Consider the following 26,133-nt stretch of genomic DNA (forward strand, 5'->3'; position numbering starts at 1 on the left):
CCGGGGCGAATGATAATAATTATCAGATTCTGTCATTTCTCCACAGGCTTCTCCCATGTCGCCATCGCAATCGCGCTCGCCGGCGAGTTCCACTCTCGTCGCGTCCGCCGCGGAACTTCCTTCGTCCTCCGACAGCGACGAAGGACTCTCGCTGCCCTGCGTCAGCGCCCAGCGTGGCAATGAAGCCAACCTGCGTCTGGTGGACTGCTCCGGCGCCCGCCGCGACGAGGAAGTTCCCGTCGCCGAACTGCTGATCCCCTACGCCGCGCCCGTGGAGGGCGTGGAAGACGCGGAGCAGCCGCCCCAGCAGGCGGGCTGGTGGAAGTCTTCCGGACTGTCCGTGGTGCTGCACCTGGCCGTGGTCGCCGGCCTGGTCTGGGCCGTGCCCAGCCCCGACGAGCTCAACCTGGGCCGTGGCGAAGTGCCGACCATGCAGGTCAGCGTGGTGCAACTGCCGCCCAAGCCCGAACCGGTGAAGGAGCCGCCGGCCGCCGCGCCCGAGCCGCAGCCGCCGCAACCCACGCCGCCGGAGCCGGTGGTCGAGCCGCCCAAGCCGGAGCCGCCGAAACCCAAGCCCAAGCCGGTGGAAAAGGCGGTGCCGAAGAAGGCGCCCAAGCCCAAGCCGAAACCCAAACCCGAACCCGAGCCGGCCGAGCAAGCCCAGGCCGAGCCGACGCCGCCCGCCCCGCCGCCGCCTCCGGCCGCGCCGACCGTTGGCCAGAGCACCCCGGGCGCCCAGGCCGCCCCGACCGGCACCCAGGGCCCGGCCGGCCTGCCCACCGGCAGCCTCAACGACAGCGACATCAAGCCGCTGCGCATGGATTCGCCGAAGTACCCGCTGATGGCCCAGCGCCGCGGCATCGAAGGCCACGTGAAAGTGCTGTTCACCATCACCGCCGACGGCCGCATCGACGACATCCAGGTGCTGGACTCCTCGCCGCCGCGGATGTTCGACAACGCCGTGCGCCAGGCCATGGACACCTGGCGCTTCGAGCCCCGCATCAGCGGCGGCCGGATCGTCGCGCGACAGGCGACCAAGGTCTTCTACTTCAAGCTGGAGGGGCGCCGCTGAGGGGTTCTTCGGTTGATGAGAAACGCGCCTTTGGGCGCGTTTTTTGTTTGGGGTGGTGGGTGTTGTGTAGGAGCGAGCTTGCTTGCGAACGGAACGCAGCCCGATGGCTCGGTGCGTGTCCTGAAGAGCCCCTCTCCCTAACCCTCGGCTGCGCGCCCCGCCCTGAAGGGAGAGGGGACCGTTCGGTGTGCTTGGATGTTCTGGAGTCAGCCGGCAATTCCGTTGCTGCCAGGCTGAAACCATGCCTCATCTCGGCACGGACTAGCCCCCTCTCCCTTCAGGGAGAGGGCTGGGGAGAGGGAGCGAAGTCAAACCAACGTACCGAAGCCGCAGCTGACCACCGTTCGCGAGCAAGCTCGCTCCCAACGTGCTCCCCTGCAACCCATCCTACGAAAAGCGCTTTGGCGCAGTCGCTCCTACAGAAACAGCCCCTCAGGGCAACTCAAACCCACCCGCCGCCTTATGCAGCGCCCGCAAGTGCGCACCAAGCTGCTTGAGATTGGCCTCCAGCGCCTGCAACTCCTCGCGGCGCTCCGGCTCCAGCAGCGCGCGGACTTCCTGGTCGAGGTTGTCGCTGAGCTGGCGCAGGCGCGCCTGGCGGGCCTGGGTCTGTTGTTCCAGGCGCGTCGACTCGCCCGGCTGCGGCAGGCCGTAGCCGCTGTCCAGCAGCTCCGCCGGCTGGCTTAGGAAGCCACTGTCGTCGAGGATCTGCTGCAGCGTCTTGCCCGCCGCCACCAGCTTGGGGTCGGCGCGGGCGTCGTCGCGGTGGCCCAGGTACAGGCGCTTCAGCTCGTCCTGGGCCAGTTGCAGTTGGCGCCGCAGCGAGGCCTGCTCCAGCAGCAGCATGGCGGCGCTGGCGCGCAGGTCGGCCTTGTCGAACCAGGCGCGGCGCTCGCTGGCGGGCAGGGCCAGCCAGTCCTCGACCTTGCTCTGGGGAATGTCCAGGCGCTGGCGCAGCACCTCGAACATCGCCTGGTAGCGGTCGCGGAAGGAGTCGAAGCGGTAGCCCAGGCGCAGCGCGCGCTTGGAGTCGTCGAGCACGCTGGCGTCGGCCAGGCCGCGGTTCTCCAGGATCTGCACCACGCCGTTGGGGGTGATGCTGTCGAGGTCCTGCAGGCGCGGGTCGGGGATGCCGCTGCGCAGCAGCTTGAGGGTTTCCACGGCGCAGTTGTTGGAAATGAAGTAGTAGTTGCCGTCGTAGCCCCAGTGCACCTGCATGGCCCGCTCCACCAGCTCGTCGATCTGCTGGCGATTGAGCTTGAGCGGGATCGAGGCCAGGCTGCGCAGCTCGATCTTGGTGTATTCCTCGATCACCTGGGACAGCGGCAGGACGAACAGCCGCGACGGGTAGGAACCGGTCAGGCCGTCCCAGCTGGACAGCTGCAGGTCGCCGACGAAGGCGCGGTAGGACAGCACCAGGTGCTGGTCCAGGTCCAGCCGGCAATCCGGGCCGCGCGGCCGGCCCGGGGCGCAGACCACCAGGCGCAGCATGGCGTGGCCCCAGCGGCTCACCCACTGGTCGTTGGCCTCGGCCAGCAGGTAGTCGACCTCGTAGACGCGCTCCGGGTCCAGCCTGCCCAGCGGCTGGCGGCCGAAGTCGCGGCCGGCGTTGAGGTAGGCGAAGGATTGTTCGCAGGCCTGGCGCTGCGGACGCTCGCCGAAGCGCTCGGCGTAGTAGCGGTACAGCGCCGGGCGGCGGCAGGCGTAGCTGGGGTCGAGGACGAAGTACTCCATGTTCACCGCGACGAACTCGCGCGGGTTGCTCAGCTCGTAGCGGTCCGGGCTGCGCAGGACGAAGCGGTTGTCGTGCTCGCGCTGGCCGCGCTTGCCGGCCAGTTGCGGCCAGCCGGCGAGGTCGAGCAGGCGCGGGTCGTCGGAGAGGGTGAAGCGGCGGTTGGCCTGGCCGCGGCACTCGGCGCCCTCGCCGATGCGCCCGATGCTGCCCTGCTGGCGCGTGCAGCGCTGGATCAGCCGGGCCTCGGCGGGCAGCCAGAGGCGGCCGCGGTCGTACAGGTGGGTCAGCTCGTGGACCACCGTGGCCTGCAGTTCGCGGCGCAGGGTGCCGTGGCTGCGGCCGGTCTTGAGGGTGGCGGCGCTGCCGTCGGCGAGGGCGGCCAGGTACTTGCGGTTCAGAGCGATGGCGCCGGGGCGCAGGGCCTGGCCCATGCCGTTGCCCGGCAGGTCGTCGCGCCACTGAACCTCGACGCGGCGGTCCAGGGCCTGGACGAAGAGTGGCGGCAGCGCCTGGCGGACGTCATCCAGCAGCTGCTGGCTGGCCTGGCGCTGCGCCGGGGCGAGGTCGTCGGGCAGCAGCTCCAGGCGCAGATCGGCCCGGGCGCCGACGGCGGCGAGCAGGCCCAGTGCCGCCAGAGCGCGGCGGCCGCGGGGGATCACAGAGCGAGGATGGCTTCGGCCAGCTGCTGGTCGGAGGCGTCGCGCGCGTCCGGCACCTTCTCGCGGACCACCTTCAGCGCCGCTTCCAGCTGCGCGCCGCGGATGGCGCCTTCGCTGGCGACGAAGCTGGCGGCGTCGTCGCGGGCCTCGCGGACGATCTTCATGTCGCGGATCGAGGTGGTGGTGTCGGAGGTGAAGTCCACGCTGCGACCGATGGCGTTGGTGGTGATGTTGAACAGGCGGATGACCGACTGTGCCTGGGCGCTGGAGGCGCAGGCGGCCAGCAGCAGGCCGAGGATCAGGGGGCTCTTGGGGATCGAGCTGAGGCGCATGGGAGTCTCCGAAACGGCAGCGGGCGCTGCTCACGACTGACTATTGGGCAAGAATGGCTTCGGCCAGTTCCCGATCGTTCGCCGCGAGCTCCGGGTGCTGTTTGCGCAGCCAGCGCAACGCCTGCTCCAGGCGCGCTCCGCGCACCCGGCCATCGGTGGCGATGTAGCTGGCGGCATCATCGCGGGCGGCACCGAGCAGTTTGTTCTCGAAAGGCGTACTGGTGACTTTGCTGGTCACGTAGCTGCTGCCGGCGACGAACATGGTGGTCTGTTCGAAGGCCAGCGCGGGGGTGGCCAGGCAGAGGCCGGTGAGCAGGAATAGGAGGCTGCGCATGGGCTATGGCGATCGGAAAAGCACAGCCGACAAGGCTAACGGAATGTGCCGGCAAGAGCCAGCCTCGCAGGCCCGGTAGACGCTCTGAAAAGGCGCCTCCGGGCGAAGAGCGGGGGTCAGATGACCAGGATCGCCTGGGCCAGCTGCAGGTCGTTGGCGGCCAGGCTCGGCAGCTTGCCGCGAATGTGCCGCAGCGCCGCTTCCAGGTGCGCGCCGCGCACCTGCCCGGCGGTGGCGACGAAGGTGGCGGCGTCGTCGCGGGCGTCCAGGACGATCTTGTCGTCGCGGAAGGAGTTGGTGATGTCGGTGGTACCGTCGGAGGTGGCCTTGGTGGCGCCGACCAGCGCATCGGTAGTGACGATGAAGCTGGTGGCGAAGGCGCCGCTGGCGCAGGTGAGCAGGGCGGCGGCGGTAAGCAGGCGCAGACGATTCATGGATGGACACTCCCAGTCGAGATGAAACCGCGCGGCCAAAGCTGCCGCGCGCTACCGATGCAGACTAGCGGAGCCCGCCCGCCGCGGCCAGCCGCTCAGCGCCAGAAAGGTTTCGAAAGTTCCCGCTCGCGCTGGCAACGGTCGATGCCGGCGTCGGCCAACTCGCGTTCGCCGAGCTGGGCGAGCTGGTGGCGGGTGCGGGCGTTTTGCAGGCAATGCCGTAGCACCGCCATGAGGCGCTTGATCGATACGCGGCATGGCGTCGGGGTGATGTCGAGGTGCGGAACACGGTGGCTGTGGTTACGGTCCATCTGTCTGCTCTCCCTGGCGGAAGAACAGCATCCAGCCGATGAGGCGCCGCCGCCAGACACAGGTATCGACTCGACGATCGATACACCTGCACGTCCGAGATCATCTGTACTGTTGCGTTCCAGCGTCGCTGTGTGGGTCCCTTGCGGCGCTGGGGATCGACATTCGTGGCAGGAGCGACCTTTCGCTCGGCATTCGCACACGACAGTCCGGAAGTTGTCGTCCGTCGCAATGACTCGCCAGTCACTATTAGCTGTGGTTGTGTAGAAGACGCTCCGCCATGGCCTTATCTGCCAGACATATCTGTCAGTAATTTGCACTTTCACTACAAAAGCCTTGAATTAGACGGTGCGAAATGGCTTTTTAGAGCGTGTACACAGTCTTGCCAGGCTGCGGCAGGATGTCGCGATTTGGTCTGACTGGTAGCGAAGAGACCCTGTGCGTGGCCGGATTTTTCGGCACCAAACATTCAATAACAACAATGGTTCTCTGCTGTCAGGTTGCTGAAAACAACGATGAAAACGATCATTCTCGTTCGGAGTCTGTGCGAAGGACTGGATTCTTCCGATGTTCTGGGGGTACCTGGACAAGGGATACAGTTTCTCAAGCGAGCGATCTGGCCCGTCCTGAACGCGATCGGGGAACCGGTCGGGGTGGGCCTGGATGCCGACTTGCGTGCCATTTGCCAAAACTACCGGGAGGCGGGCCGCCCCGTGGTGCTGTGCCACTTCGGGCTGCCCCTGTCCCAGGCCGTGGAGCCTGGCTGCCCCTGTTTCTACGTCTTTCCCTGGGCCTTCGCGGACCTGCCGCCCGAGGCGGCAACCTGGCGAGCGCCGTTGGCGCGTAGCGAGGGTGTGATCACCTTCAGCCAGCAGGCGGCCGACGCCATCCGCACGTTGATGGGCAACGATTTCCCCGTCCTGGTGAGCGCCGCCCAGCCCTGGGAGCGGTTCGCCGCCCTGGCCCCGGACGAAGGACTCAGCATCTCGCTGGCCCCGCGTACGCTGGATTTCCGTGGACAACTGCTGGACAGCCCATCGATCGGGTTGTGCGTGGACGGACTGGCCCGTGTCGAGCCGCCTTCCTCGTCTCCGCTGACCCAGGAAGCGCCTGTTGCCGCCGCGCAACCACTGGCCTGGCGGCGGCGTCTGGCTATCAGTCGGACCTTGCTGCGGGACTGGTGGAACGAGGCCGTAGTCGAACTGCTGCGGCCACGGCCTGCTGCCGCGGCAATGCCAGCGCCGCCTCGGCAGGTGCCTGATGGCTGCTTGCCGGCCATCGAACAGAAGGTACGGCTGCACGGGGTGATTTTCACCTGCGTGCTCAGCGCCGAGGACCCGTCCCGCAACTGGACCGAAATGCTCACCGCCTTCTGCTGGACCTTCAGGGACCAGCCCGATGCCACCCTCGTTTTCAAACTGACCCACAGCAACCTGTCCTCCGGACGCATAGCGATGCTCACCAACCTGTCGCGCCTGTCGCCGTTCCAGTGCCGCGTGGTGGTGATCAATGCTCACTTGAAGGACACCGAGTACGCGCGTTTGGTCGCGGCCAGCCATTACCTGGTGCACCCCGCGCAGAGCGAGGGCTCAGCCCTCACCGTGCAGGAGTTCATGAGCGCCGGCCGGCCCGTGCTGGCGCCTCGCCACAGCGCGCTGTGTGAGTGGATCGGGGACGACCACCCCTTCCTCATCCGCTCCGCCGAGCAGCCCGCCTACTGGGTGCAGGATGCCGATAAGCGCCTGCACTTGCGTGACCACCGCCTCGACTGGACCTCGATGTGCGAGGTGTTCGCCCGCGCGTTCGCCGTGGCGATGGAGAATCCGCAACGTTACCGGCAGCTTTCGCGAGCGGCGCGGGAGTCCGCCAGGGAGCGCTGCGACCGGACGCGGCTGGCCGACGACTGGCGACAGTTCCTCGCGCCGCGACGTACCGATGCCCAGCCTGTGGCACTTCAGGTGGGGGCCGGTTCATGAGGATCCTGGTCTACTCGGAAACGAACGCTTCCACCATCCGTAACAGCCTCGGCGCACCGGAGTACAGCTATTACTTCGTCCTCAAGGAGTTCCTGCCGGCACTGCGTGAACTGGGCGAGGTGGTGGTGGTCAGCGACCCGGGGGTGGAGGTCGACCCGCTCTACCGGGAAAGCCGCGAACGCGGGCAGGCCTGCGTGTTCCTGAGCTTCTCGCCGCCGCACAAGACGCAGGCGAACCTGGAGTGCCCGACCATCCCGGTGTTCGCCTGGGAGTTCGACAGCATTCCCCACGAGGTCTGGTTGCGCGACTTCACCCAGGACTGGCCGTTCATGTTGCGCCAGTTCGGCCAGGCGATCACTCACTCGCAGTCGACGGTGGCGGCGTCGCGCAAGGTGCTGCACGCCACCTACCCGATGCTCTCGGTGCCGGCACCGGTGTGGGATTCCTTCGCGGCGCTGCGCGCGCTGCCAATGGCGACCGGGCGCCAATCGATACGCGGCAACGGTGTGGTTTTCGACAGTTGGAAACTGGACCTGCAGTCGTTCCTGCATGCCGACCCCGAGCGCTGGCATCTGCTGTTCAAGGGCGAGACACCTCCTGTCGAGCAGGAAGGTTTGTCTGACGCGACGCCGCCCGCCCGGCCCGAGCCTGCAGCAACGCCACGGGTCGAGTCCTGGGAGGGCTGGCTGAAAGTTCACCGCCGCTACCTGGCGGCCTGGTACCTGCTGGTGGTACGGGACCTACTGCCGAAATCCGTCAAGGCCGGGCTGCGCAAGCTATTGCGGCGCTCGGTGGCGACCGCGCCAGATGTCGGCGAGCCCGTCGAAGTCGCCGAAGCCGAGCAGGACCCGTTCCCCCAGCGCGTACTATTCGAGCCGGCGCCCTTCGATCTTGAGCTGCAAGGCGTGATCTTCACCACAGTGTTCAATCCTTACGACGGCCGCAAGAACTGGGAAGATCTGATCAGCGCTTTCTGCGCGGCATTCGCCGACAGCCCCGATGCCGCGCTGGTGTTCAAGCTGACCCACCGCGAATACTGCTCGGCGATGACTGCAATGGCCCGCTGCATGGCGCGCCTGCCCGCGTTCCGCTGCCGCATCGTGCTACTGCATGGCTATCTGGAAGACGCCGATTACCAGGCGTTGATGGCAGCCACCAACTATGTGGTGAACGCTTCCTTCGGCGAGGGACAATGCCTGCCGCTGATGGAGTTCCTCTCCTGTGGCAAGCCGGCGATCGCCCCCGCACACTCCGGCATGAGCGACTACATCGACGAGGACGTGGCGTTCGTGGTGGACAGCTGGGCGGAAGCCACCGCCTGGCCGCACGATCCGCGCTCGGCGATCCGTACCTGTCGGCAACAGATCGACTGGACTTCGCTGGTTGCCGCATACCGGAATGCCTATCGCACCTTCCACGAGCAGCCGGAACAGTACCGGGCCATGGCGGAAAGGGCCGTGCAGCGCATGGAGGGTTACTGCTCCAGGCGAGCGGTGAATGAGCGCCTGGCGCCGTTCCTTGCGGCTGCCTCGGCGCGAGCCGAGGGCATGGCAAGCCCGATGGCGAGTGCGCTGCAATGAACCAGAGAATCGGTGACATCGAAGTCCTCAGGGCCTGCGCAGTGTTGATGGTGGCCTTCCAGCACCTCAATGGCTCACTGACGACGCTCGACGCCCCAAGCCTTCCCTGGCCGATGCTCCATCTGGGTGGCAGCTTCGGCGTCGACCTGTTCTTCGCCATCTCCGGCTTCGTCATTGCCCGCAACCTACTGCCGAAACTGGCGCGTCAGAGCAGCTGGAGCGCTGCCTGGCCAGTGGTCAAGGTCTTCTGGATCCGCCGTTTCTGGCGCCTGGTGCCCTCGGCCTGGTTATGGTTGGCGATCATCCTGCTGCTCGTCTGGCAGTTCAACGACAGTGGCGTGTTCGGCAAGCTCGGGAGCAACCTGGACGCAACACTGGCGGGGGTCCTGAATTACGCCAACGTACGGTTCGCCTCCTGCTTCGGGCGCTGCGATTTCTACGTCAGCTTCGTCTACTGGAGCCTGTCGCTGGAGGAGCAGTTCTATCTGCTGTTCCCGCTGCTGCTGGTGTTCGTCGGCCGGCGCGCATTGCCCGTGGTGCTGATCGTCCTGGTCCTGGTGCAGATGCTGCAGTTTCGAGGTCTCTGGCTCATGGCCTTCCGTACCGATGCCTTGCTGCTTGGTGTGCTCCTGGCGATGGCCAGCGGTAGCGGTCTGTACCAGCGGCTCAGGCCCGAGCGGCTCGCCAAGGTACCGTTTCTGGCCAGTCTCGCGCTGTTAGCGGGCGTGACGGCAATGCTGGTGCTAGGAAAGCCGGCGCGGGGTTACTTCACCTTCGAGATCAGCCTGGTAGCGCTGTTGTCGTTACTCCTGGTCTGGCTGGCATCGTACGACCTGGGGCTCTTCTGTCGGGTCCGCTGGTTGCGTGCGGTGATGCTCTGGCTGGGCAGCCGTTCCTACGCCATCTACCTGATCCACGTCCCAGTCTATCTGCTGATGCGCGAGCTGCAGCATCGGCTGCTCGGCAACAGTGGCACGAGTAGCCTGACCTACCTCGCCATCGCGTTGCCCGTGTCCTGGTTGCTGATCGCAGGCCTGGCCGAACTCAACTTCCGATTCGTGGAGTCGCCGCTACGCCGCTTCGGCGTGCGGCTGACCTCTGGTTCGCGAGCGTCCACGACGCCTCGGGAGACCTTGCCTTTTACCGAGCCGGCATCGACGAATTCATAAGGAGCGCCAATGCTGCATCGCTTGAAGAGACTGCTACAGACACCGGATGCCGCCGTGGCGCCGCCGGTCCCGCCTGTGCCCGAAAGGCCGGTCGAGACCGCCGAAGCACCAGTGCCAGTGGGCCTGGTCGACATGTCCCTGAGTGGCTGGTTCAGGAACGACACCGGCGAGCTGATCGAGGGCTTCCCGATCGGCGCCGACGATTCGGTGCTGGACATCGGCTGTGGCGATGGCGGTTTCACGCTCTTCGCGGGGCGGCAGGGGGCGGAAATCTTCGTCGCCGACATCAATCAGTCGAGCGTCGATACGGCCGTGGCCCGGGTTCGCGAGACAGCCGCACGGGCGGTGCATCCGCTGGTGACGGACGCCAATCCGATCCCACTGGAGGACGGCCGGGTCAATCGCGTCATCGCCATGGAGGTGTTGGAGCACGTCGAGGACCCCGCACGCTTCCTCGCCGAGCTGGTACGGGTGGCGCGCCCCGGTTCGCTGTTCCTGCTCACAGTGCCGGATGCGTTCGGCGAAAAGGCGCAGCAGGGCATCGCCCCGGATAGCTACTTCCAGCAGCCGAACCATATCCACATCTTCGAGCGCGAGCGCTTCGAGACGCTGGTGCGCGAAGCCGGGCTGGAGGTGGAACGGCGTACGACCTACGGCTTCTACCGGACGCTATGGTGGTTCTTCTACTGGGCCAGCGGCCAGCCGACCCTATCCCCGCCCTGGCATCCGTTGCTGGAGCACTGGGACAGGACCTGGGGCGCCCTGCTTTCGCTGCCCCAGGGGCAGAAGGTCAAGGCTGCCCTGGACGAGGTGATGCCCAAGAGCCAGGTGATCATCGCGCGCAAGCCAGGAGTCGTCCGAATGGACGGAATGCGACAGGTAACCCGATGACGCAAGACGGGCGTAGAGCCCGTCTTGCGGTCCCGACAACAACAAGCAAGGAGGGACATATTGACCAGGAAACTGTTCGTAACCGGATTTGGGGGCTTCGTCGGGAGCCATCTGCGCGCCCGCCTCGCCGAAGGTGGCGACGTCGCGTGGCGCCTCGTCGGGGATGCGCCCTTCGACCTGCTGAGCCCGCCATCGCTGGACGCGGTGCTGGCGCAGGAGGTGCCGGATGCCGTCATTCACCTGGCCGGGCAGACCTTCGTGCCGGAGGCCTTCCGCAACCCCGCGGCAACCTTCGAGGTCAACCTGCTGGGCACGCTCAACCTGCTCCAGGCGCTGCAGCGTGCCGGCTTCGGGGGCAGTTTCCTGTATGTCAGCTCGGGCGATGTCTACGGGCAGGTGGAAGAGGCCAACCTGCCCATCGACGAGCAATTGCAACCGAGGCCGCGCAACCCCTACGCGGTGAGCAAGGTGTCCGCCGAGCTGCTGTGTCGCCAGTGGGGCTACACCGAAGGTTGGCGCTGCCTGGTGGCGCGCCCGTTCAACCACGTCGGCGCGGGCCAGAAGGACGCCTTCGTACTGGCCAGCGCGGCGCGCCAGATCGCCAGGATGCGCCAGGGCCTGCAGGCCCGCCGGCTGGAGGTGGGCGACGTGGACGTTACCCGGGACTTCCTGGATGTGCAGGATGTGCTGGACGCGTATTTCGCCCTGCTGGACGGGGGCGAGGGCGGCGAGGTCTACAACGTCTGCTCCGGACGGGAGCGGAAGATCCGCGAACTCATCCTGGAACTGGCCGACCTGGCGGATATCGACATCGAACTGATTCAGGACCCCACCCGCATGAGGCGGGCGGAACAACGCCGAGTGTGCGGTAGCTATCGGAAGCTGCACGAGGCGACGGGCTGGATGCCGAACATAACGATAAGACAAACCCTGACGACGATTCTGTCGGACTGGGAATCACGGGTGTTACAAGAATGACAAGATCTGCACTGATTACCGGCGTTACCGGTCAGGACGGCGCTTATCTCGCCAGACTGCTTCTCGAAAAAGGCTACAAGGTCCACGGACTGGTGGCTCGCCGAAGTACCGATACCCGCTGGCGCTTGCGCGAGCTGGGCATAGAGTCCGAGCTGGCATACCTGGACGGCGACCTGGCCGATGCCTCGTCGATCCAGCGTGCGGTGATCAAGAGCCGGCCCGACGAGATCTACAACCTGGGGGCGCAGAGCTTCGTCGGCAGTTCCTGGGACCAGCCGATCACCACCGGCGTGGTCGATGGCCTGGGGGTCACCCACCTGCTCGAGGCGATCCGCCAGTTCAGCCCGCAGACACGCTTCTACCAGGCCTCCACCAGCGAGATGTTCGGCCTGATCCAGGCCGAGCGGCAGGACGAGAACACGCCCTTCTACCCGCGCAGCCCCTATGGCGTGGCCAAGCTGTACGGCCACTGGATCACGGTGAACTACCGCGAGAGCTTCGGCCTGCACACCTCCAGCGGCATCCTCTTCAACCACGAATCGCCGCTGCGCGGAATCGAGTTCGTGACCCGTAAAGTCACCGACGCGGTAGCGCGGATCAAGCTCGGCAAGCAGGACGAACTGCGCCTGGGCAACATCGACGCCAAGCGCGACTGGGGCTTCGCCGGCGACTACGTCGAGGCCATGTGGCTGATGCTGCAGCAGGACAAGCCGGACGATTACGTGGTGGCCACTGGCGTGACCACCACGGTGCGGGAAATGTGCCGCATCGCCTTCGACCATGTCGGCCTGAAGTACCAGGATCACGTGGTAATCGACCCCGCGTTCTTCCGCCCCGCGGAAGTCGACGTGCTGCTCGGCAACCCGGCCAAGGCCGAGCGCGTGCTGGGCTGGAGCCCCAAGACGAGCCTGGAATCCCTCATCCACATGATGGTCGAGGCCGACCTGCGCCGGGTCGGCAAGGAGTAGCTCATGCTGATTCCCGTGATTCTTTCCGGCGGCGCGGGCACGCGCCTGTGGCCGGTCTCCCGCGAAGGCGCGCCCAAGCCCTTCATGGCGATGCCCGATGGCCAGTCGCTGCTGCAGAAGACCTACCGGCGGGCGGCCGGGGTGCTCGCCGCCGACGGCGACATCGTGACGGTGACCAACCGGGACTACTTCTTCCACAGCAAGGACCATTTCCAGGCCGCCAAGCTCGACCAGCGTGGACATTTCATCCTCGAACCCATGGGCCGCAACACGGCGCCGGCGATCGCCGTGGCGGCGCTCGCCCTGCGTGCCCGGCACGGCGACCAGGCGACCATGCTGGTGATGCCGGCCGACCATCTGATCCGCGATACCGAGGCGTTCGCCCGCGCCGTAGAACACGCCAGTGCCCTGGCGCAAGAGGGATTCCTGGTGACCTTCGGCGTAGTGCCCACGACGCCGGAAACCGGCTTCGGCTACATCGAGATGGGCGACGCCATCGATGAACGGGGCGGCAGCCGGGTCAGGCGCTTCGTCGAGAAGCCGGACCTGGCTACAGCCCAGGGCTTCGTCAGCACTGGCGGCTTCCTATGGAACTCGGGGATGTTCTGCTTCACCGTCGGCACCTGCCTCGGCGAACTGGAACGACACGCGCCGGAGCTGTTGGCCAAGGCAATCGAGTGTCAGATGGCCAGCCAACCCGACGAGGTGGGCAGCTTCCTGCAGCAGGAGCTTCCCGCGGAACATTTCGGCGTGCTGGAGGACATATCCATCGACTACGCGCTGATGGAGCGCTCGGAGCGGGTGGCGGTGGTACCGGCGACCTTCGACTGGAGCGACATCGGCTCCTGGGGCGCGCTGAGCGCGCTGGTGGAGCCGGATGCGCAGAACAACCGCGCCGCCGGCAGCGCCATCTTCGTCGACAGCCGCGACAACTTCGTGCAGAGCGAGGGGCGCCTGATCGCCACCGTGGGGGTGGAGGGGCTGGTCATCGTCGAGACCGCGGACGCCATCCTGGTCGCCCGCTCCGACCGCGCCCAGGACGTGCGCAAGGTGGTCAAGCAGCTCAAGGACAGCGAAAACCAGGCCTACCGGCTGCACCGCACCGTGAACCGCCCCTGGGGCACCTACACGGTCCTGGAGGAAGGGTCGCGCTTCAAGATCAAGCGTATCGTGGTCAAGCCCAATGCCTCGTTGTCGCTGCAGATGCACCACCACCGCAGCGAACACTGGGTCGTGGTGCAGGGCATGGCCAAGGTGACCAACGGCGAGTCGGTCCGGCTGGTCAATAGCAACGAGTCCACCTACATCCCCGCCGGCCACAAGCATCGGCTGGAAAACCCCGGTGTCATCGACCTGGTGATGATCGAGGTGCAGAGCGGGGAATACCTGGGCGAGGACGATATCGTCCGTTTCGAGGATGTCTACGGCAGGGTCGTCTGATGTCGCTGAGCATGTTGAAAGGCGCCTGGCACTACCGGGGATTCATCCTCGGCAGCGTCAGGCGCGAGTTCGAAACGCGTTATCGGGGTTCGTTGCTGGGGGTGGCCTGGACCGTGCTCAACCCGCTGGCGATGATCCTGGTCTACACGGTGATCTTTTCCGAGGTGATGCGCACGCGCCTGCCCGGGGAGGACGACAGGCTGGCCTACAGCGTCTTCCTGTGTTCCGGCCTGCTGACCTGGGGCCTGTTCTCCGAGGTGGTGTCGCGCAGCCTCACCATGTTCCTGGACAATTCCAACCTGCTGAAGAAGCTCAGCTTCCCGCGCATCTGCCTGCCGCTGGTGAGCCTGCTCAACTCGCTGCTCAACTTCTCGATCATCTTCGGCCTGTTCTGCGGCTTCCTGCTGATCACCGGGCGCCTGCCGGGCGTCGCCCTGCTGGCTTTCCCGCTGCTGCTGCTGTTGCAGCTGATGTTCGCGGTGGGGCTGGGCATGTTGCTGGGCCTGCTCAACGTGTTCTTCCGCGACGTCGGGCAGATGTTCGGGATAGTCGTGCAGTTCTGGTTCTGGTTCACCCCCATCGTCTACCCGCTGGCCATCCTGCCGGAGCCGATCCGTCATGCGATCCAGCTCAACCCCATGACGGCGCTGATCCAGTCCTACCAGAATCTGTTCCTCTACGGCCGCTGGCCCGACTGGGCGCAGCTGCTCCCGCTGGCCGTCGCCGGCATCCTGTTGTGCGGCCTGGCGCTGGCGCTTTTCCGCCGACGCTCGGGCGAAATGGTGGACGAACTCTGATGGGACAGATCCGCATACATCACCTGGGCAAGGCCTACCGGCAATACCCCTCGCGCTGGGCGCGCCTGCGCGAATGGCTGAGCATTGGCGGCCAGCCGCGGCACCAGCAGCGCTGGGTGCTGCAGGACATCGACCTGGAGATCCAGCCGGGCGAGGCCGTAGGCATCGTCGGCTCCAACGGCGCGGGCAAAAGCACGCTGTTGAAGATCATCACCGGCACCACCGCGCCCACCACCGGGCACTGCGAGGTCGGCGGGCTGGTCTCGGCGCTGCTTGAGTTGGGAATGGGTTTCCACCCCGAGTTCACCGGTCGCCAGAACGTCTACATGGCCTCGCAGCTATTGGGTCTGCAGCGTGAGGAAATCGAGGCGCTGATGCCGTCGATAGAGGCTTTCGCCGAGATCGGTGAAGCCATCGACCAGCCGGTGCGCACCTACTCCAGCGGCATGCAGATGCGCCTGGCGTTCAGCGTCGCCACCGCGCGCAGGCCCGACGTGCTGATCGTCGACGAGGCGCTGTCGGTGGGCGATGCCTACTTCCAGCACAAGAGCTTCGAGCGCATCCGCAGCTTCCGCCGCGACGGCACCACGCTGCTGATCGTCTCCCACGACCGTTTCGCCATCCAGTCGATCTGCGATCGCGCGGTGCTGCTGGAGTTCGGCCGGGTGGCCAAGCAGGGCGACCCGGAAATGGTCATGGACTACTACCACGCCCGCATGGGCAACGGCCTCAACCAGATGGTTCGCCAGGAGATGCTGGCCCACGGCAAGGCGCGCACCATCTCCGGCAGCGGCGAGGCGGTGATGGAGTCGGTGCGCCTGCTCGACGCCCAGGGTCGGTCCATCGAGGTGGTCGAGGTCGGCCAGGAAGTGGTGCTGGAGGTGACGGTGCGGGTCGAGGCCGACATCGACCGCCTGGTCCTCGGCTTCATGCTCAAGGACCGTCTCGGCCAAGCCATGTACGGCATCAACTCCCATCGCCTGGAACAGGCGCAGGAGCATCTCAAGGCAGGCGAGCGAGTGGTCTACCGCTACGCCTTCCCCGTGCGCCTGGGCACCGGCAACTACTCGGTGTCGCTGAGCATCTCGCGCCTGGACTCCCACCTGGACGGCAATTACGAGTGGACCGACTGCGCCATGATCTTCCACGTGGTCAACAGCACCCGGGAGAACTTCATCGGCTATTCCTGGCTCGGCGCCCAGCTGGAGGTCGAACGAGCCGCAGCCCCCATTCCGGACCGGAGCCTGTCGTGAAACGCTTGTTGATCGAATGTACCTACGTCTACGAGCACCCGGACCTGAACTCCGGCATCCAGCGCGTCGTGCGCAGCGTCGTCCAGCACCTCGAGGGGCGCCAGGGCGACGTCGAATGCATTCCGGTAATCATGCAGGACGGGCAGCTCAAGCAGGTCCTGGAGCTGATCCCGCCCAGGGTATCCGGCAAGCCGAACCTGATGCGCCGCCTGATCCACGGCTTCGACCACGCCAGGCTGCGCTTCTGGGGCTTGCACTCCTGGTTGGTGGGCAAGCTGGGCCTGGCTGCCGATGGTACGCCCAGGCGCGCGCTGTTCTGGGGCTGGAAGCTGGGCAGCCTGAGCATGACGCTGCCGCTGCGCACGCTGCTGTGGCTCGAGCGCCGCCTGGGTATGGTCCGGCAGCGCTCGGTGCCGCTGGAAATCCGCCCGGGCGACGTGTTCCTGATGCTCGACTCGTCCTGGCACGTGGACTTCTACGCGCTGGCCGAAAGCATGAAGGCACAGGGAATCCGCATCGTGTCCGTCATCTACGACCTGATCCCGCTGACCCACTCGCAGTTCTGCGATGCCGGGCTGACCCGGGTGTTCGACCGCTGGTTCGACTGGGTCGTGCGCACCGCCGATGGTTTCATCGCCATCTCCGAAACCATCCGCGACGAGGTCCGGGCCGAGGTAGTCCGCCGCCTGGGGGCGGAAGAGGCGCAGAAGCGCCTGTTCGACCATTTCTACCTGGGTTCCGAGCTGGACCAGGTGGAGAAGGAGCAGAAGCCCGATCCGGCGCTGGTGAAGGTGTTCGAGTCCGGTGCGCCGGTCTATCTCATGGTCAGCACCATCGAGCCGCGAAAGAATCACGCCTACCTGCTCAGGGCCTTCGAGCAGCTCTGGGCCGCGGGCTCGCAGGCGCGCCTGTGCATCATCGGCAAGATCGGCTGGAAGAGCGAGGACCTCATTGGCGCCATCCACCGTCATCCGCGCCTGAATCGCCAGTTGTTCATGTTCAACCGGCTCGACGATACGGGCCTGGAATACGCCTACGCCAAGGCGCGCGCGCTGGTGTTTCCCTCCCACGCCGAGGGCTTCGGCCTGCCGCTGGTGGAGGCCATGCAGCGTGGCTTGCCGGTGATGGCCAGCGATATCCCCGTGTTCCGCGAGATCGGCCAGGACTTCATGGCCTACTTCGACCTGGACGACCCGGCGAGCCTGGCCCGGCTGGTGGAGGCTTACGAGGCCAGCGGGCGCTTCCCGGCGGCGGGCTCGCTGGCGCAATGGCGCTGGATCGGCTGGCGCGAGGCCAGCCTGCAGTTGCTCGAACGCACGATGCGGGATGTTGCGCCGCTGCCCGTCACCCAGTCTGGACGAGTCGATGCGAATTGCGCTTAACACCCGCATCCTCCAGGCCCCGCGCACCGGCATCGGCCAATACGTGGCGGCGCTGGCGCAGGCCCTGGGCGAGCAGCCCGGCGTGGATCTGGACTATTTCCATGGCTGGGGCTGGTCGCAGGCGCTGCCGCGGGCGGCGTTGCCGGGCTATTCGCGCTGGAGTGCCGCGGCCAGGCGGGTGCCGGGCGCCTATCGGATCCGCCGCTGGCTGGAGCAGCAGCGCTTCGACCGGGGCCTGCGCGAGCGGGATGTGCAGCTGTATCACGAACCGAGCCTGTGGCCGCTGGCGTTCGAGGGCCCCATGGTCATGACGGTGCATGACCTGACCCACGTGCGTTATCCCCAGACCCAGCCGCGTGACCGCCTGGCGGAGATCGAGCGGCGTGTCGGAGAAGGCGTGGCCCGGGCCGGGCGCATCCTGGTGGATTCGCACTTCGTCGGCGAGGAGCTGCGTGCGTATTTCGGCCTGCCGGCGGAGCGGGTGATGGTCGCGCCCCTGGGGTGTGCGCCGCGCTTCCGGCCGCGCACGGCGGAACAGTTGCGAACTGTACTGGCGCCACTGGCTCTGGAAGCCAGGGGCTACCTGATCTGCGTAGGCACGCTGGAGCCGCGCAAGAACCTGCAGCAGGCCCTGCGCGCCCATGCCCTGTTGCCGCCGGCGCTGCGCGAGCGCTATCCCCTGCTGATCGCCGGCATGGCCGGCTGGCGCCAGGAACAGCTGGACGCGGAACTGGCCGTGGCGCTGGCCGGCGGCCAGGTGCGCCTGCTCGGCTACCTGGACGACGACACCCTGGCGTGCGTGCTCGCCGGCGCGCGCCTGCTGTTGTTCCCGTCGCTCTACGAGGGCTTCGGGCTGCCGGTGCTGGAAGCCATGGCCAGCGGCGTGCCTACGGTGCTGGCACGCACCTCGTCACTACCGGAAGTGGCCGGCGAGGCCGGCTGTTTCGTCGAGCCACAGGATGAGCAGGGCATGGCCGATGCCATCCAGCGGCTGCTGGAGGACGGGAACGAATGGGCACGTCTGCGGCGCCTGGGGCTGGGCCGCGCCGGGGCTTTCAGCTGGCAGGCGTGCGCCCGCGCCACCGTCGAGGCCTATCGCCAGGCCATGGGAGGCTGAATGCGCGTTCTACATTTCTTCAAGACCTACCTGCCCGACTCCGTGGGCGGGATCGAACAGGTGATCAACCAGCTCTGCCGCAGCGGCGAGGCTCACGGCATTGAGAACGAGGTGCTCACCTTGAGCGCCAATCCCGAGCCGGCGCTGCTGGAGGTCGATGGACACCGGGTGCACCGTGCGCGCCTGGACCTGCAGTTGGCCTCGACGGGCTTCTCCTACAGCGTGTTGCCGCGCTTTCGCGCCCTGGCCGCCGAGGCCGACATCATCAATTTCCACTTCCCCTGGCCGTTCATGGACCTGGTGCATTTCCTGTCCGGGGTGCGCAAGCCGATGGTGGTGACCTACCACTCGGACATCGTCCGCCAGCGCCACCTGCTCAAACTGTACCAGCCGCTGATGAACGGCTTCCTCGGCTGCGCCGACCGCATAGTGGCGGCCTCGCCCAACTACCTGGCCACCAGCGAGGTGTTGCGGCGCTTCCCGGGCAAGACCGAAGTGATTCCCTACGGTCTGGACAAGACGGGTTATCCACAGCCCGATGCGAACTGCCTGGACGGCTGGCGCCAGCGGGTGGGAGAGGGTTTCTTCCTGTTCGTCGGGGTAATGCGCTACTACAAGGGCCTGCACATCCTGCTGGAAGCGATCCAGGGGACCGGCTACCCGCTGGTGGTGGTCGGCGCCGGGCCGCTGGAGGCCGAGCTGAAGGCGCAGGCCGCTGCCTTGGGAGTGGAAGGCCACGTACGCTTCCTGGGGCGGGTCAGCGAGGTGGACAAGGTGGCGCTGCTGCAACTGAGCCGCGCCATCGTGTTTCCTTCGCACCTGCGTTCGGAGGCGTTCGGTATCTCCCTGCTGGAAGGCGCGATGTACGGCAAGCCGATGATTTCCAGCGAGATCGGGACGGGCACCAGCTACATCAATATCCAGGGGGTGACGGGGCTGGTGGTGCCGCCCAGCGAGCCGAAGGCGTTCCGCGAGGCGATGCGCTGGATATGGGAGCACCCGGAGAGCGCAGCCGAGATGGGCAGGAAGGCCGAGGCGCGCTACGAGGAACTGTTCACCGCCGAGACCATGGGACGGCGCTGGGCCGGTCTGTATCGGGAACTGCTGTTCGCCGATCCGGGCCTGGAAAAGCAGAAAGGCCGCTCAATCTAGCGGCCTTTCACCAGTACAGTTTCGAACTGTCTATCTATCGCCTGACAGTTCAGCGCTTCCGCTTACTTCCAGAACGGCTTGTTCAGCTCGGCGTAGCGCTGGGCTTCGCTGATGCCGGCGTCGGCCAGCAGGCGCGAGTCGAGGCGGGCCAGCTGGCGGCGGCTCTCGATGCGGCGCTGCCACAGGCGGACGGTGCCGACCAGGCTGCGGTGGGCGGTGGAGGAAGAACGGATGTTGCTGACAGTGGCGGAACCGAGGGTACGTTCCATGATTTTCGTCCTTCCCGCTTTTGGCGGGCAGTGGGGTTGCGGAAGTTGTTGAGGAGTATCTTCTGACTTTTTGGTCAGCCGCGATAGGTACAGTTGCCTTGAATTAAATAGCGTCAGCGAATTGTTTCAGCGAACTGTAATGGCGATTTTGGGGCGAACTGTACCGCTGCGCTCCATTGTGGTGCACAGGTGGCGGGGGATTGAGGATTTTCAGCAGGCCTGCCGGGGGTGGCAGTAGGAGAAGTGGAACAGTCGCTGTGGGATAAAAAACTGTTCGGAAGTGTTTTTACGTGGTTTTTTTCCGACTGTCCAGCCTGGCGGGCCATTCTTTGTGGAATGGCCCGCCAGGGATGCCGGATCAGCTGGCGGCGAGCATGTGGCCGCGTTCTTCCAGGTTGATGTGCCAGTTCATGGCTTCGCGCAGGATGTGCGGGGTGTGCCCGCCGCGCTGGCAGGCGGCCTCGAAGTAGCCGGCCAGGGCATCGCGGTAGGACGGGTGCACGCAGTTCTCGATGACCACCCGGGCGCGCTCGCGCGGCGCCAGGCCACGCAGGTCGGCCAGGCCCTGTTCGGTGACGAGGATGTCCACGTCGTGCTCGGTGTGGTCGACGTGGCTGACCATGGGCACCACGCTGGAGATGTTGCCGCCCTTGGCGATGGACTTGGTGACGAAGATGGCCAGGTGGGCGTTGCGGGCGAAGTCGCCCGAGCCGCCGATGCCGTTCATCATCTTCGTGCCGCCGACGTGAGTGGAGTTGACGTTGCCGTAGATGTCGAACTCCAGCGCCGTGTTGATGCCGATGATGCCCAGGCGCCGCACCACCTCGGGGTGGTTGGAGATTTCCTGCGGGCGCAGCACCAGCTTGTCCTTGTAGCGCTCCAGGTTGCCGAAGACGTCGGCGTTGCGGCGGCTCGACAGGGTGATGGAGCTGCCCGAGGCGAAGCGCAGCTTGCCCGAGTCCATCAGGTCGAAGGTGGAGTCCTGCAGCACTTCGGAGTACATGGTCAGGTCTTCGAAGGGCGATTCCATCAGGCCGCACATCACCGCGTTGGCGATGCTGCCGATGCCCGCCTGCAGCGGCGCGAGGTTCTTCGCCAGGCGGCCGGCGTCCACTTCGCGCTTGAAGAAGTCGATCAGGTGGTTGGCGATGGCCTGGGTCTCGCTGTCCGGCGGCAGCACGGTGGAGGGCGAGTCGGGCTGGTTGTTGATGACGATGGCGACGATCTTCTCCGGCGGGATCGGAATGGCGGTGCTGCCGATGCGATCGTCGACCTTGGTCAGCGGGATGGGCGTGCGGGTCGGCCGGTAGGTCGGGATGTAGATGTCGTGCAGGCCTTCCAGGTTGGTGTTGTGCGCCAGGTTGATCTCGACGATCACCTGCTTGGCGAAGATCGCGAAGCTGGCCGAGTTGCCCACGGAGGTGGTCGGCACGATGTGGCCCTGCTCGGTGATGGCCACGGCTTCGATCACCGCGATGTCCGGCAGCTTGAGCTGGTGGTTGCGCAGTTGTTCGACGGTTTCCGACAGGTGCTGGTCGATGAACATCACCGAGCCATCGTTGATCGCCTTGCGCAGGGTGCTGTCGACCTGGAAGGGCATGCGCCGGGCCAGCACGCCGGCCTCGGTGAGGTGCTTGTCGAGGTCGTTGCCTAGGCTCGCGCCGGTCATCAGGCTGATCTTCAGCGGCTGCTGCTTGGCGCGCTGGGCCAGGGCCTCCGGCACGGCCTTGGCTTCGCCGGCGCGGGTGAAGCCGCTCATGCCGACGGTCATGCCGTCCTGGATCAGGGCTGCGGCCTGGTCAGCAGTCATCACCTTCTCGAGCAGGGAAGGCAGGCGCACGCGATCACGGTACATGGAAAAACCTCAGGCTTTATAGGGAGTGCAAGGCGGCCAGTCTAGGGATTCGGCGATTTTTCGCCCTTATACCAAGGTCGAAAAACTGCCCCGCCACCGCCTTCCTTACTACCAAAGTCCAGAGGGTTTTCCTTTGCGGCAAAGCAAGACACCGGCGCGCGGCCGGTGTCTTGTGGATCGACGGCTGTCGTTATTCGACGGCCTTGACCATGTCTTCGATGACTTTCTTGGCGTCGCCGAAGACCATCATGGTCTTGTCCAGGTAGAACAGTTCGTTGTCCAGGCCGGCGTAGCCGCTGGCCATCGAGCGCTTGTTGACGATCACGGTCTTGGCCTTGTAGGCCTCGAGGATCGGCATGCCGGCGATCGGCGACTTCGGATCGTTCTTCGCCGCCGGGTTGACCACGTCGTTGGCGCCCAGCACCAGCACCACGTCGGTCTGGCCGAACTCGGAGTTGATGTCTTCCATCTCGAACACCTGCTCGTAGGGCACCTCGGCCTCGGCCAGCAGGACGTTCATGTGGCCCGGCATACGCCCGGCGACCGGGTGGATGGCGAACTTCACGGTGACGCCGCGGTGGGTCAGCTTCTCCGCCAGTTCCATCAGCGCGTGCTGGGCGCGGGCCACCGCCAGGCCGTAGCCGGGGACGATGATCACGCTGTCGGCGTTGGTCAGCAGGAAGGAGGCGTCGTCGGCCGAGCCGGACTTCACCGGGCGCGCTTCCTTGGCGCCAGCCGGGCCGGCGTCGTCGGCGCTGGCGCCGAAGCCACCGAGGATGACGTTGAAGAACGAGCGGTTCATCGCCTTGCACATGATGTACGAGAGGATGGCGCCCGAGGAGCCCACCAGCGAGCCGGCGATGATCAGCATCGAGTTGTTCAGCGAGAAGCCGATGCCCGCCGCGGCCCAGCCGGAGTAGGAGTTGAGCATCGACACCACCACCGGCATGTCGGCGCCGCCGATGGGGATGATGATCAGCACGCCGAGGACGAAGGCCAGGGCCAGCATCAGGGCGAAGGCGGCGAGGTTGCCGGTGAACATGAACACCAGACCCAGGCCCAGGGTGGCCAGGCCCAGCACCAGGTTGAGCAGGTGCTGGCCGGCGAACTGTACCGGTGCGCCCTGGAACAGGCGGAACTTGTACTTGCCCGACAGCTTGCCGAAGGCGATCACCGAACCGGAGAAGGTGATGGCGCCGATGGCCGCGCCGAGGAACAGCTCCAGGCGGTTGCCGGTGGGGATGGTGTCGCCCAGGTGCTGGACGATGCCCAGCGACTGCGGCTCGACCACGGCGGCGATGGCGATGAACACCGCGGCCAGGCCGATCATGCTGTGCATGAAGGCGACCAGCTCGGGCATCTTGGTCATTTCGACGCGCTTGGCCATGATCGAACCGGCGCTGCCGCCGATCAGCAGGCCGACCAGGATGTAGCCGATGCCGGCGGCGGCGTTGCCGCCCTCGGCCAGTTGCGCGCCGAGCTTGAACACCAGGCCCACGGTGGTGAGCACGGCGATGGCCATGCCGACCATGCCGAACAGGTTGCCGCGCCGCGAGCTGGTCGGGTGCGACAGGCCCTTCAGGGCCTGGATGAAGCAGACCGAGGCGATCAGGTAAAGGAGAGTGACGAGGTTCATGCTCATGGTCAGTGCTTCTCCGCCGGCGCTTTCGGCGCTTTCTTCTTGAACATTTCCAGCATGCGGCGGGTGACCAGGAAGCCACCGAACACGTTGACCGCGGCCAGGGCCACGGCCAAGGTGCCCATGATCTTGCCCAGCGGGGTGACGGTCAGGGCGGCGGCCAGCATGGCGCCGACGATGACGATCGCCGAGATGGCGTTGGTCACCGCCATCAGCGGGGTGTGCAGCGCGGGGGTGACGTTCCATACCACGTGGTAGCCGACGTACACGGCCAGCACGAAGATGATCAGGTTGTAGATCCCGTGGGAGATCAGCATTTCTTCCATCGTCTTTCACCGGTCTCTAGGCCGGGCAGGAGCCCGGCGGGTTCTTCTTTATTAAGGAGGGCTCAGCCGTTCTTGCGCACGGCCTGGCCGTCGCGGCACATCAGGCAGGCGGCGACGATGTCGTCTTCCAGGTTGACCTTGAAGCCTTCGGCGCAGAGGGTCAGCTTGAGGAAGTCGAGCAGGTTGCGCGCATACAGGGCCGAGGCGTCCGCCGGGACCATGGCGGCCAGGTTGGTGTGGCCGACCAGGGTCACGCCGTGCTTGACCACCACCTGCCCGGCTTCGGTCAGCGGGCAGTTGCCGCCTTGGGCCGCGGCCAGGTCGATGACCACCGAGCCCGGTTTCATCTCCTGCACGGTGGCTTCGTGCAGCAGCGTCGGCGCCTTGCGGCCCGGGATCAGCGCGGTGGTGATGACGATGTCGGCCTGCTTGGCGCGCTCGTGCACCGCCTTGGCCTGGCGCTCCATCCACGAGGCCGGCATCGGCCGGGCGTAGCCGCCGACGCCTTCGGCGCACTCGCGCTCCTCGTCGGTCTCGTAGGGCACGTCGACGAACTTGGCGCCGAGGGATTCGATCTGCTCCTTCACCGCCGGGCGCACGTCCGAGGCCTCGATCACCGCGCCCAGGCGCTTGGCCGTGGCGATGGCCTGCAGGCCGGCGACGCCGGCGCCGAGGATCAGCACGCGGGCGGCCTTCACGGTGCCGGCGGCGGTCATCAGCATGGGCATGAAGCGCGGGTAGTGGTTGGCGGCGAGCATCACCGCCTTGTAGCCGGCGATGTTGGCCTGGGACGACAGCACGTCGAGGCTCTGCGCCCGCGAGGTGCGCGGCGCCGCTTCCAGGGCGAAGGCGGTGATGCCGCGTTCGGCCATGCGCGCGATGTTGTCGCTGTCGAAGGGGTTGAGCATGCCGATCAGCACGGCGCCCGACTTCATCTGCGCCAGTTCCTCGGCGCTGGGGGCGACCACCTTGAGCACCAGTTCGGCGCCCAGGGCGTCGGCGGCGGAGCCGATCTTCGCCCCGGCGGCCTCGTAGGCGCTGTCCGGCTGACAGGCATTGATACCGGCGCCACTCTGAACGATCACCTGGTGGCCTTGGCCAACCAGTTTCTTGATGGTTTCAGCGGTGGCGGCGACCCGTGTTTCACCGGCATGGGTCTCGAGAGGGACACCGATCTGCACTCACAAATCTCCTGCGTGATCCTTGAGTAGTCCGGCGCCGGAAGGCGGCCGGGTTGTCGAGCTGGCAACGCATGCCGCGATAAGGGCGGGTCCAGAACCCGCTGGGCGTCGGCATTGTGCAATCGAGCCACTGGGTCGGCAAGAAGTTCTGAAGTAGTACTGAAAAAGGACTACAAGTCACGTTGGGACCCGTAGTTCCCCCGTTCCGGCAAGGGGCGCGTGCGCCCTGGCTTTTAGCCTAATTGCCTATTGTGACCCGGGGAAAACGCTATCCCTGGTGTGAATGTTTGCTCATCAGAACCCCCGGCAACCCGGTGAGAGGCCCGTCAATCCTGCCTCAGGCGTATCTATAGGTGTTAATTAATGTTTTTAATCCGAAATATGAGTGATCACTGATGCCTGGAATTCCGTAGCAGATTTTTTACATTGACTACAGAGTCAGGAAATCCCCGGCGACAGCCTCACGGCGCATGTTTCCTGGCTTTCGGGCGGGCGTCGGGGCAGACCTTGAAAAACAGACTAGTCCAAGGCTGTGCAGGCGGGTGATGAAAAAAAAGAACGGCCACCCGAGGGTGGCCGTTGCCTGGCTGCGACAAAGCAGCGCGGTGAATGGGCCGGCTGCGCGCCGGCGAATGGCTCAGCCCTGGTCGGCGAGCACCTTGGGCAGCTGTTCGGCGAGCTTGGCGTTGTTCAGCGGCGCGCGGATGAAGCCGTGCTGGGTGCCGTCCGGGCCGATGATGACCAGGTTGCCGCTGTGGTCGACGGTGTAGTTGGGCTTGCTGGTGTCGGCCGGGATGTAGGGGATGCTCATGGCGTTGGCCAGCTTCTGGATGGCCTCGTCGCTGCCCACCAGGCCCTGGAAGCCGGCGTTGAAGAAGCCCAGGTATTCCTTCAGGCGCGCCGGGGTGTCGCGGTGCGGGTCGACGCTGACGAACACCACCTGCAGCTTCTCGCGCGACTCGGGGGCCAGCTTGCCCTGCAGCTCGCGCAGTTGCGCCAGGGTGGTGGGGCAGACGTCCGGGCAGAAGGTGTAGCCGAAGAACAGCAGGTGCCAGCGACCCTTGAGGCTGGCGGTGTCGAACGGCTTGCCGTCCTGGTCCTGGAAGGTCAGCGCCGGCACTTCGCGGCTCTGCGGCAGCAGCACGATGCCGGCGTCGAGCAGCGCGGCGGGGTCGAGGCGGTGTTTCTCGGTGAGCACCTTCTGCACGGTGAGGCCGAGGATGACGGCGACTATGGCTACCAGGATAAGGACGGTCTTGTTGACTCGGGACATGGGGTTCTCGTG

Annotated in this window: 24 protein-coding genes; 13 read left to right on the forward strand and 11 right to left on the reverse strand. The window is 66.0% G+C overall.

Translation table 11 applies throughout. The annotated features are described in order from the left end of the window. Nucleotides 1-55 precede the first annotated feature (55 nt). On the forward strand, nt 56-1,072 hold the full coding sequence (locus FG99_RS12340; RefSeq protein ID WP_009614755.1) for an energy transducer TonB: 1,017 nt from the start codon (nt 56-58) through the stop codon (nt 1,070-1,072). 432 nt (nt 1,073-1,504) lie between these two features. Here the strand turns inward: FG99_RS12340 and FG99_RS12345 are convergent, their stop codons facing one another. The 5 genes from FG99_RS12345 to FG99_RS32475 all read right to left on the reverse strand — a co-directional run bounded on the left by FG99_RS12345 (nt 1,505) and on the right by FG99_RS32475 (nt 4,877). Further along, nucleotides 1,505-3,463, reverse strand: a complete 1,959-nt coding sequence (locus FG99_RS12345; RefSeq protein ID WP_141766066.1) for a DUF7844 domain-containing protein — start codon at nt 3,461-3,463, stop codon at nt 1,505-1,507. Then, nucleotides 3,463-3,798 (reverse strand): DUF2388 domain-containing protein, encoded by a 336-nt coding sequence (locus FG99_RS12350; RefSeq protein ID WP_009614751.1) that lies wholly within the window; start codon nt 3,796-3,798, stop codon nt 3,463-3,465. Before FG99_RS12350 ends, FG99_RS12345 begins: the two co-directional genes overlap by 1 nt. A gap of 40 nt (nt 3,799-3,838) precedes the next feature. Beyond that, nucleotides 3,839-4,132 carry a DUF2388 domain-containing protein gene (locus FG99_RS12355; RefSeq protein WP_043269916.1) on the reverse strand — a complete coding sequence of 98 codons (294 nt, stop codon included), beginning with the start codon at nt 4,130-4,132 and terminating at the stop codon, nt 3,839-3,841. A 116-nt stretch (nt 4,133-4,248) separates the two neighbouring features. Further along, nucleotides 4,249-4,566, reverse strand: coding sequence for a DUF2388 domain-containing protein (locus tag FG99_RS12360; protein WP_043269918.1), 318 nt, complete (start codon nt 4,564-4,566; stop codon nt 4,249-4,251). 95 nt (nt 4,567-4,661) lie between these two features. Continuing rightward, on the reverse strand, nt 4,662-4,877 hold the full coding sequence (locus tag FG99_RS32475; protein ID WP_043269920.1) for a DUF1127 domain-containing protein: 216 nt from the start codon (nt 4,875-4,877) through the stop codon (nt 4,662-4,664). 513 nt (nt 4,878-5,390) lie between these two features. On the opposite strand from FG99_RS32475, the gene FG99_RS12370 reads away from it, so the two are divergent. Genes FG99_RS12370 through FG99_RS12425 form a run of 12 tightly spaced genes read left to right on the forward strand, consistent with a single transcriptional unit; the run spans nt 5,391 to nt 19,578 of the window. Further along, nucleotides 5,391-6,851, forward strand: a complete 1,461-nt coding sequence (locus FG99_RS12370) for a glycosyltransferase (RefSeq protein ID WP_043269922.1) — start codon at nt 5,391-5,393, stop codon at nt 6,849-6,851. After that, complete coding sequence (locus tag FG99_RS12375; protein ID WP_043269924.1) at nt 6,848-8,431, forward strand: glycosyltransferase; 1,584 nt, start codon at nt 6,848-6,850, stop codon at nt 8,429-8,431. The genes FG99_RS12370 and FG99_RS12375 overlap by 4 nt, the downstream gene beginning before the upstream one ends. Next, complete coding sequence (locus FG99_RS12380) at nt 8,428-9,600, forward strand: acyltransferase family protein (protein ID WP_043269926.1); 1,173 nt, start codon at nt 8,428-8,430, stop codon at nt 9,598-9,600. Before FG99_RS12375 ends, FG99_RS12380 begins: the two co-directional genes overlap by 4 nt. 9 nt (nt 9,601-9,609) lie before the next feature. Further along, on the forward strand, nt 9,610-10,491 hold the full coding sequence (locus FG99_RS12385; protein WP_051878795.1) for a class I SAM-dependent methyltransferase: 882 nt from the start codon (nt 9,610-9,612) through the stop codon (nt 10,489-10,491). A gap of 60 nt (nt 10,492-10,551) precedes the next feature. Beyond that, the gene (locus FG99_RS12390) at nt 10,552-11,469 is read left to right on the forward strand and encodes a GDP-mannose 4,6-dehydratase (RefSeq protein ID WP_043269928.1); all 918 of its coding nucleotides are present in this window, start codon (nt 10,552-10,554) and stop codon (nt 11,467-11,469) included. Next, a complete protein-coding gene (gene gmd, locus FG99_RS12395) occupies nt 11,466-12,437 on the forward strand; it encodes a GDP-mannose 4,6-dehydratase (protein ID WP_043269930.1) in 972 nt (323 codons plus the stop codon). Before FG99_RS12390 ends, gmd begins: the two co-directional genes overlap by 4 nt. A 3-nt stretch (nt 12,438-12,440) precedes the next feature. Continuing rightward, a complete protein-coding gene (locus tag FG99_RS12400; protein WP_043269932.1) occupies nt 12,441-13,877 on the forward strand; it encodes a mannose-1-phosphate guanylyltransferase/mannose-6-phosphate isomerase in 1,437 nt (478 codons plus the stop codon). Continuing rightward, entirely contained in the window at nt 13,877-14,674 is a 798-nt protein-coding gene (locus FG99_RS12405; protein WP_043269933.1) for an ABC transporter permease, read from the forward strand. Before FG99_RS12400 ends, FG99_RS12405 begins: the two co-directional genes overlap by 1 nt. Beyond that, nucleotides 14,674-15,927 carry an ABC transporter ATP-binding protein gene (locus tag FG99_RS12410; protein ID WP_043269935.1) on the forward strand — a complete coding sequence of 418 codons (1,254 nt, stop codon included), beginning with the start codon at nt 14,674-14,676 and terminating at the stop codon, nt 15,925-15,927. Before FG99_RS12405 ends, FG99_RS12410 begins: the two co-directional genes overlap by 1 nt. Beyond that, nucleotides 15,924-17,309 (forward strand): glycosyltransferase family 4 protein, encoded by a 1,386-nt coding sequence (locus FG99_RS12415; protein WP_043269937.1) that lies wholly within the window; start codon nt 15,924-15,926, stop codon nt 17,307-17,309. Before FG99_RS12410 ends, FG99_RS12415 begins: the two co-directional genes overlap by 4 nt. After that, on the forward strand, nt 17,293-18,426 hold the full coding sequence (locus FG99_RS12420; protein ID WP_043269939.1) for a glycosyltransferase family 4 protein: 1,134 nt from the start codon (nt 17,293-17,295) through the stop codon (nt 18,424-18,426). The genes FG99_RS12415 and FG99_RS12420 overlap by 17 nt, the downstream gene beginning before the upstream one ends. Continuing rightward, a complete protein-coding gene (locus tag FG99_RS12425; RefSeq protein ID WP_043269941.1) occupies nt 18,427-19,578 on the forward strand; it encodes a glycosyltransferase family 4 protein in 1,152 nt (383 codons plus the stop codon). It abuts the gene before it with no gap. 62 nt (nt 19,579-19,640) lie between these two features. Here the strand turns inward: FG99_RS12425 and FG99_RS12430 are convergent, their stop codons facing one another. The 6 genes from FG99_RS12430 to FG99_RS12455 all read right to left on the reverse strand — a co-directional run bounded on the left by FG99_RS12430 (nt 19,641) and on the right by FG99_RS12455 (nt 26,121). Next, nucleotides 19,641-19,847 carry a DUF1127 domain-containing protein gene (locus tag FG99_RS12430; RefSeq protein ID WP_009614715.1) on the reverse strand — a complete coding sequence of 69 codons (207 nt, stop codon included), beginning with the start codon at nt 19,845-19,847 and terminating at the stop codon, nt 19,641-19,643. A gap of 358 nt (nt 19,848-20,205) precedes the next feature. Further along, nucleotides 20,206-21,702, reverse strand: a complete 1,497-nt coding sequence (locus FG99_RS12435; protein WP_043269943.1) for an acetyl-CoA hydrolase/transferase family protein — start codon at nt 21,700-21,702, stop codon at nt 20,206-20,208. A gap of 190 nt (nt 21,703-21,892) precedes the next feature. Further along, nucleotides 21,893-23,344 carry an NAD(P)(+) transhydrogenase (Re/Si-specific) subunit beta gene (locus tag FG99_RS12440; protein ID WP_043269945.1) on the reverse strand — a complete coding sequence of 484 codons (1,452 nt, stop codon included), beginning with the start codon at nt 23,342-23,344 and terminating at the stop codon, nt 21,893-21,895. A gap of 2 nt (nt 23,345-23,346) precedes the next feature. Next, the gene (locus FG99_RS12445) at nt 23,347-23,667 is read right to left on the reverse strand and encodes an NAD(P) transhydrogenase subunit alpha part 2 (protein ID WP_009614711.1); all 321 of its coding nucleotides are present in this window, start codon (nt 23,665-23,667) and stop codon (nt 23,347-23,349) included. A gap of 62 nt (nt 23,668-23,729) precedes the next feature. Further along, entirely contained in the window at nt 23,730-24,848 is a 1,119-nt protein-coding gene (locus FG99_RS12450) for a Re/Si-specific NAD(P)(+) transhydrogenase subunit alpha (RefSeq protein ID WP_043269947.1), read from the reverse strand. 637 nt (nt 24,849-25,485) lie between these two features. Beyond that, on the reverse strand, nt 25,486-26,121 hold the full coding sequence (locus FG99_RS12455; RefSeq protein ID WP_043269949.1) for an SCO family protein: 636 nt from the start codon (nt 26,119-26,121) through the stop codon (nt 25,486-25,488). Nucleotides 26,122-26,133: the final 12 nt, after the last annotated feature.

The organism is Pseudomonas sp. AAC (assembly GCF_000725445.1).
Taxonomy (GTDB): domain Bacteria; phylum Pseudomonadota; class Gammaproteobacteria; order Pseudomonadales; family Pseudomonadaceae; genus Pseudomonas; species Pseudomonas citronellolis.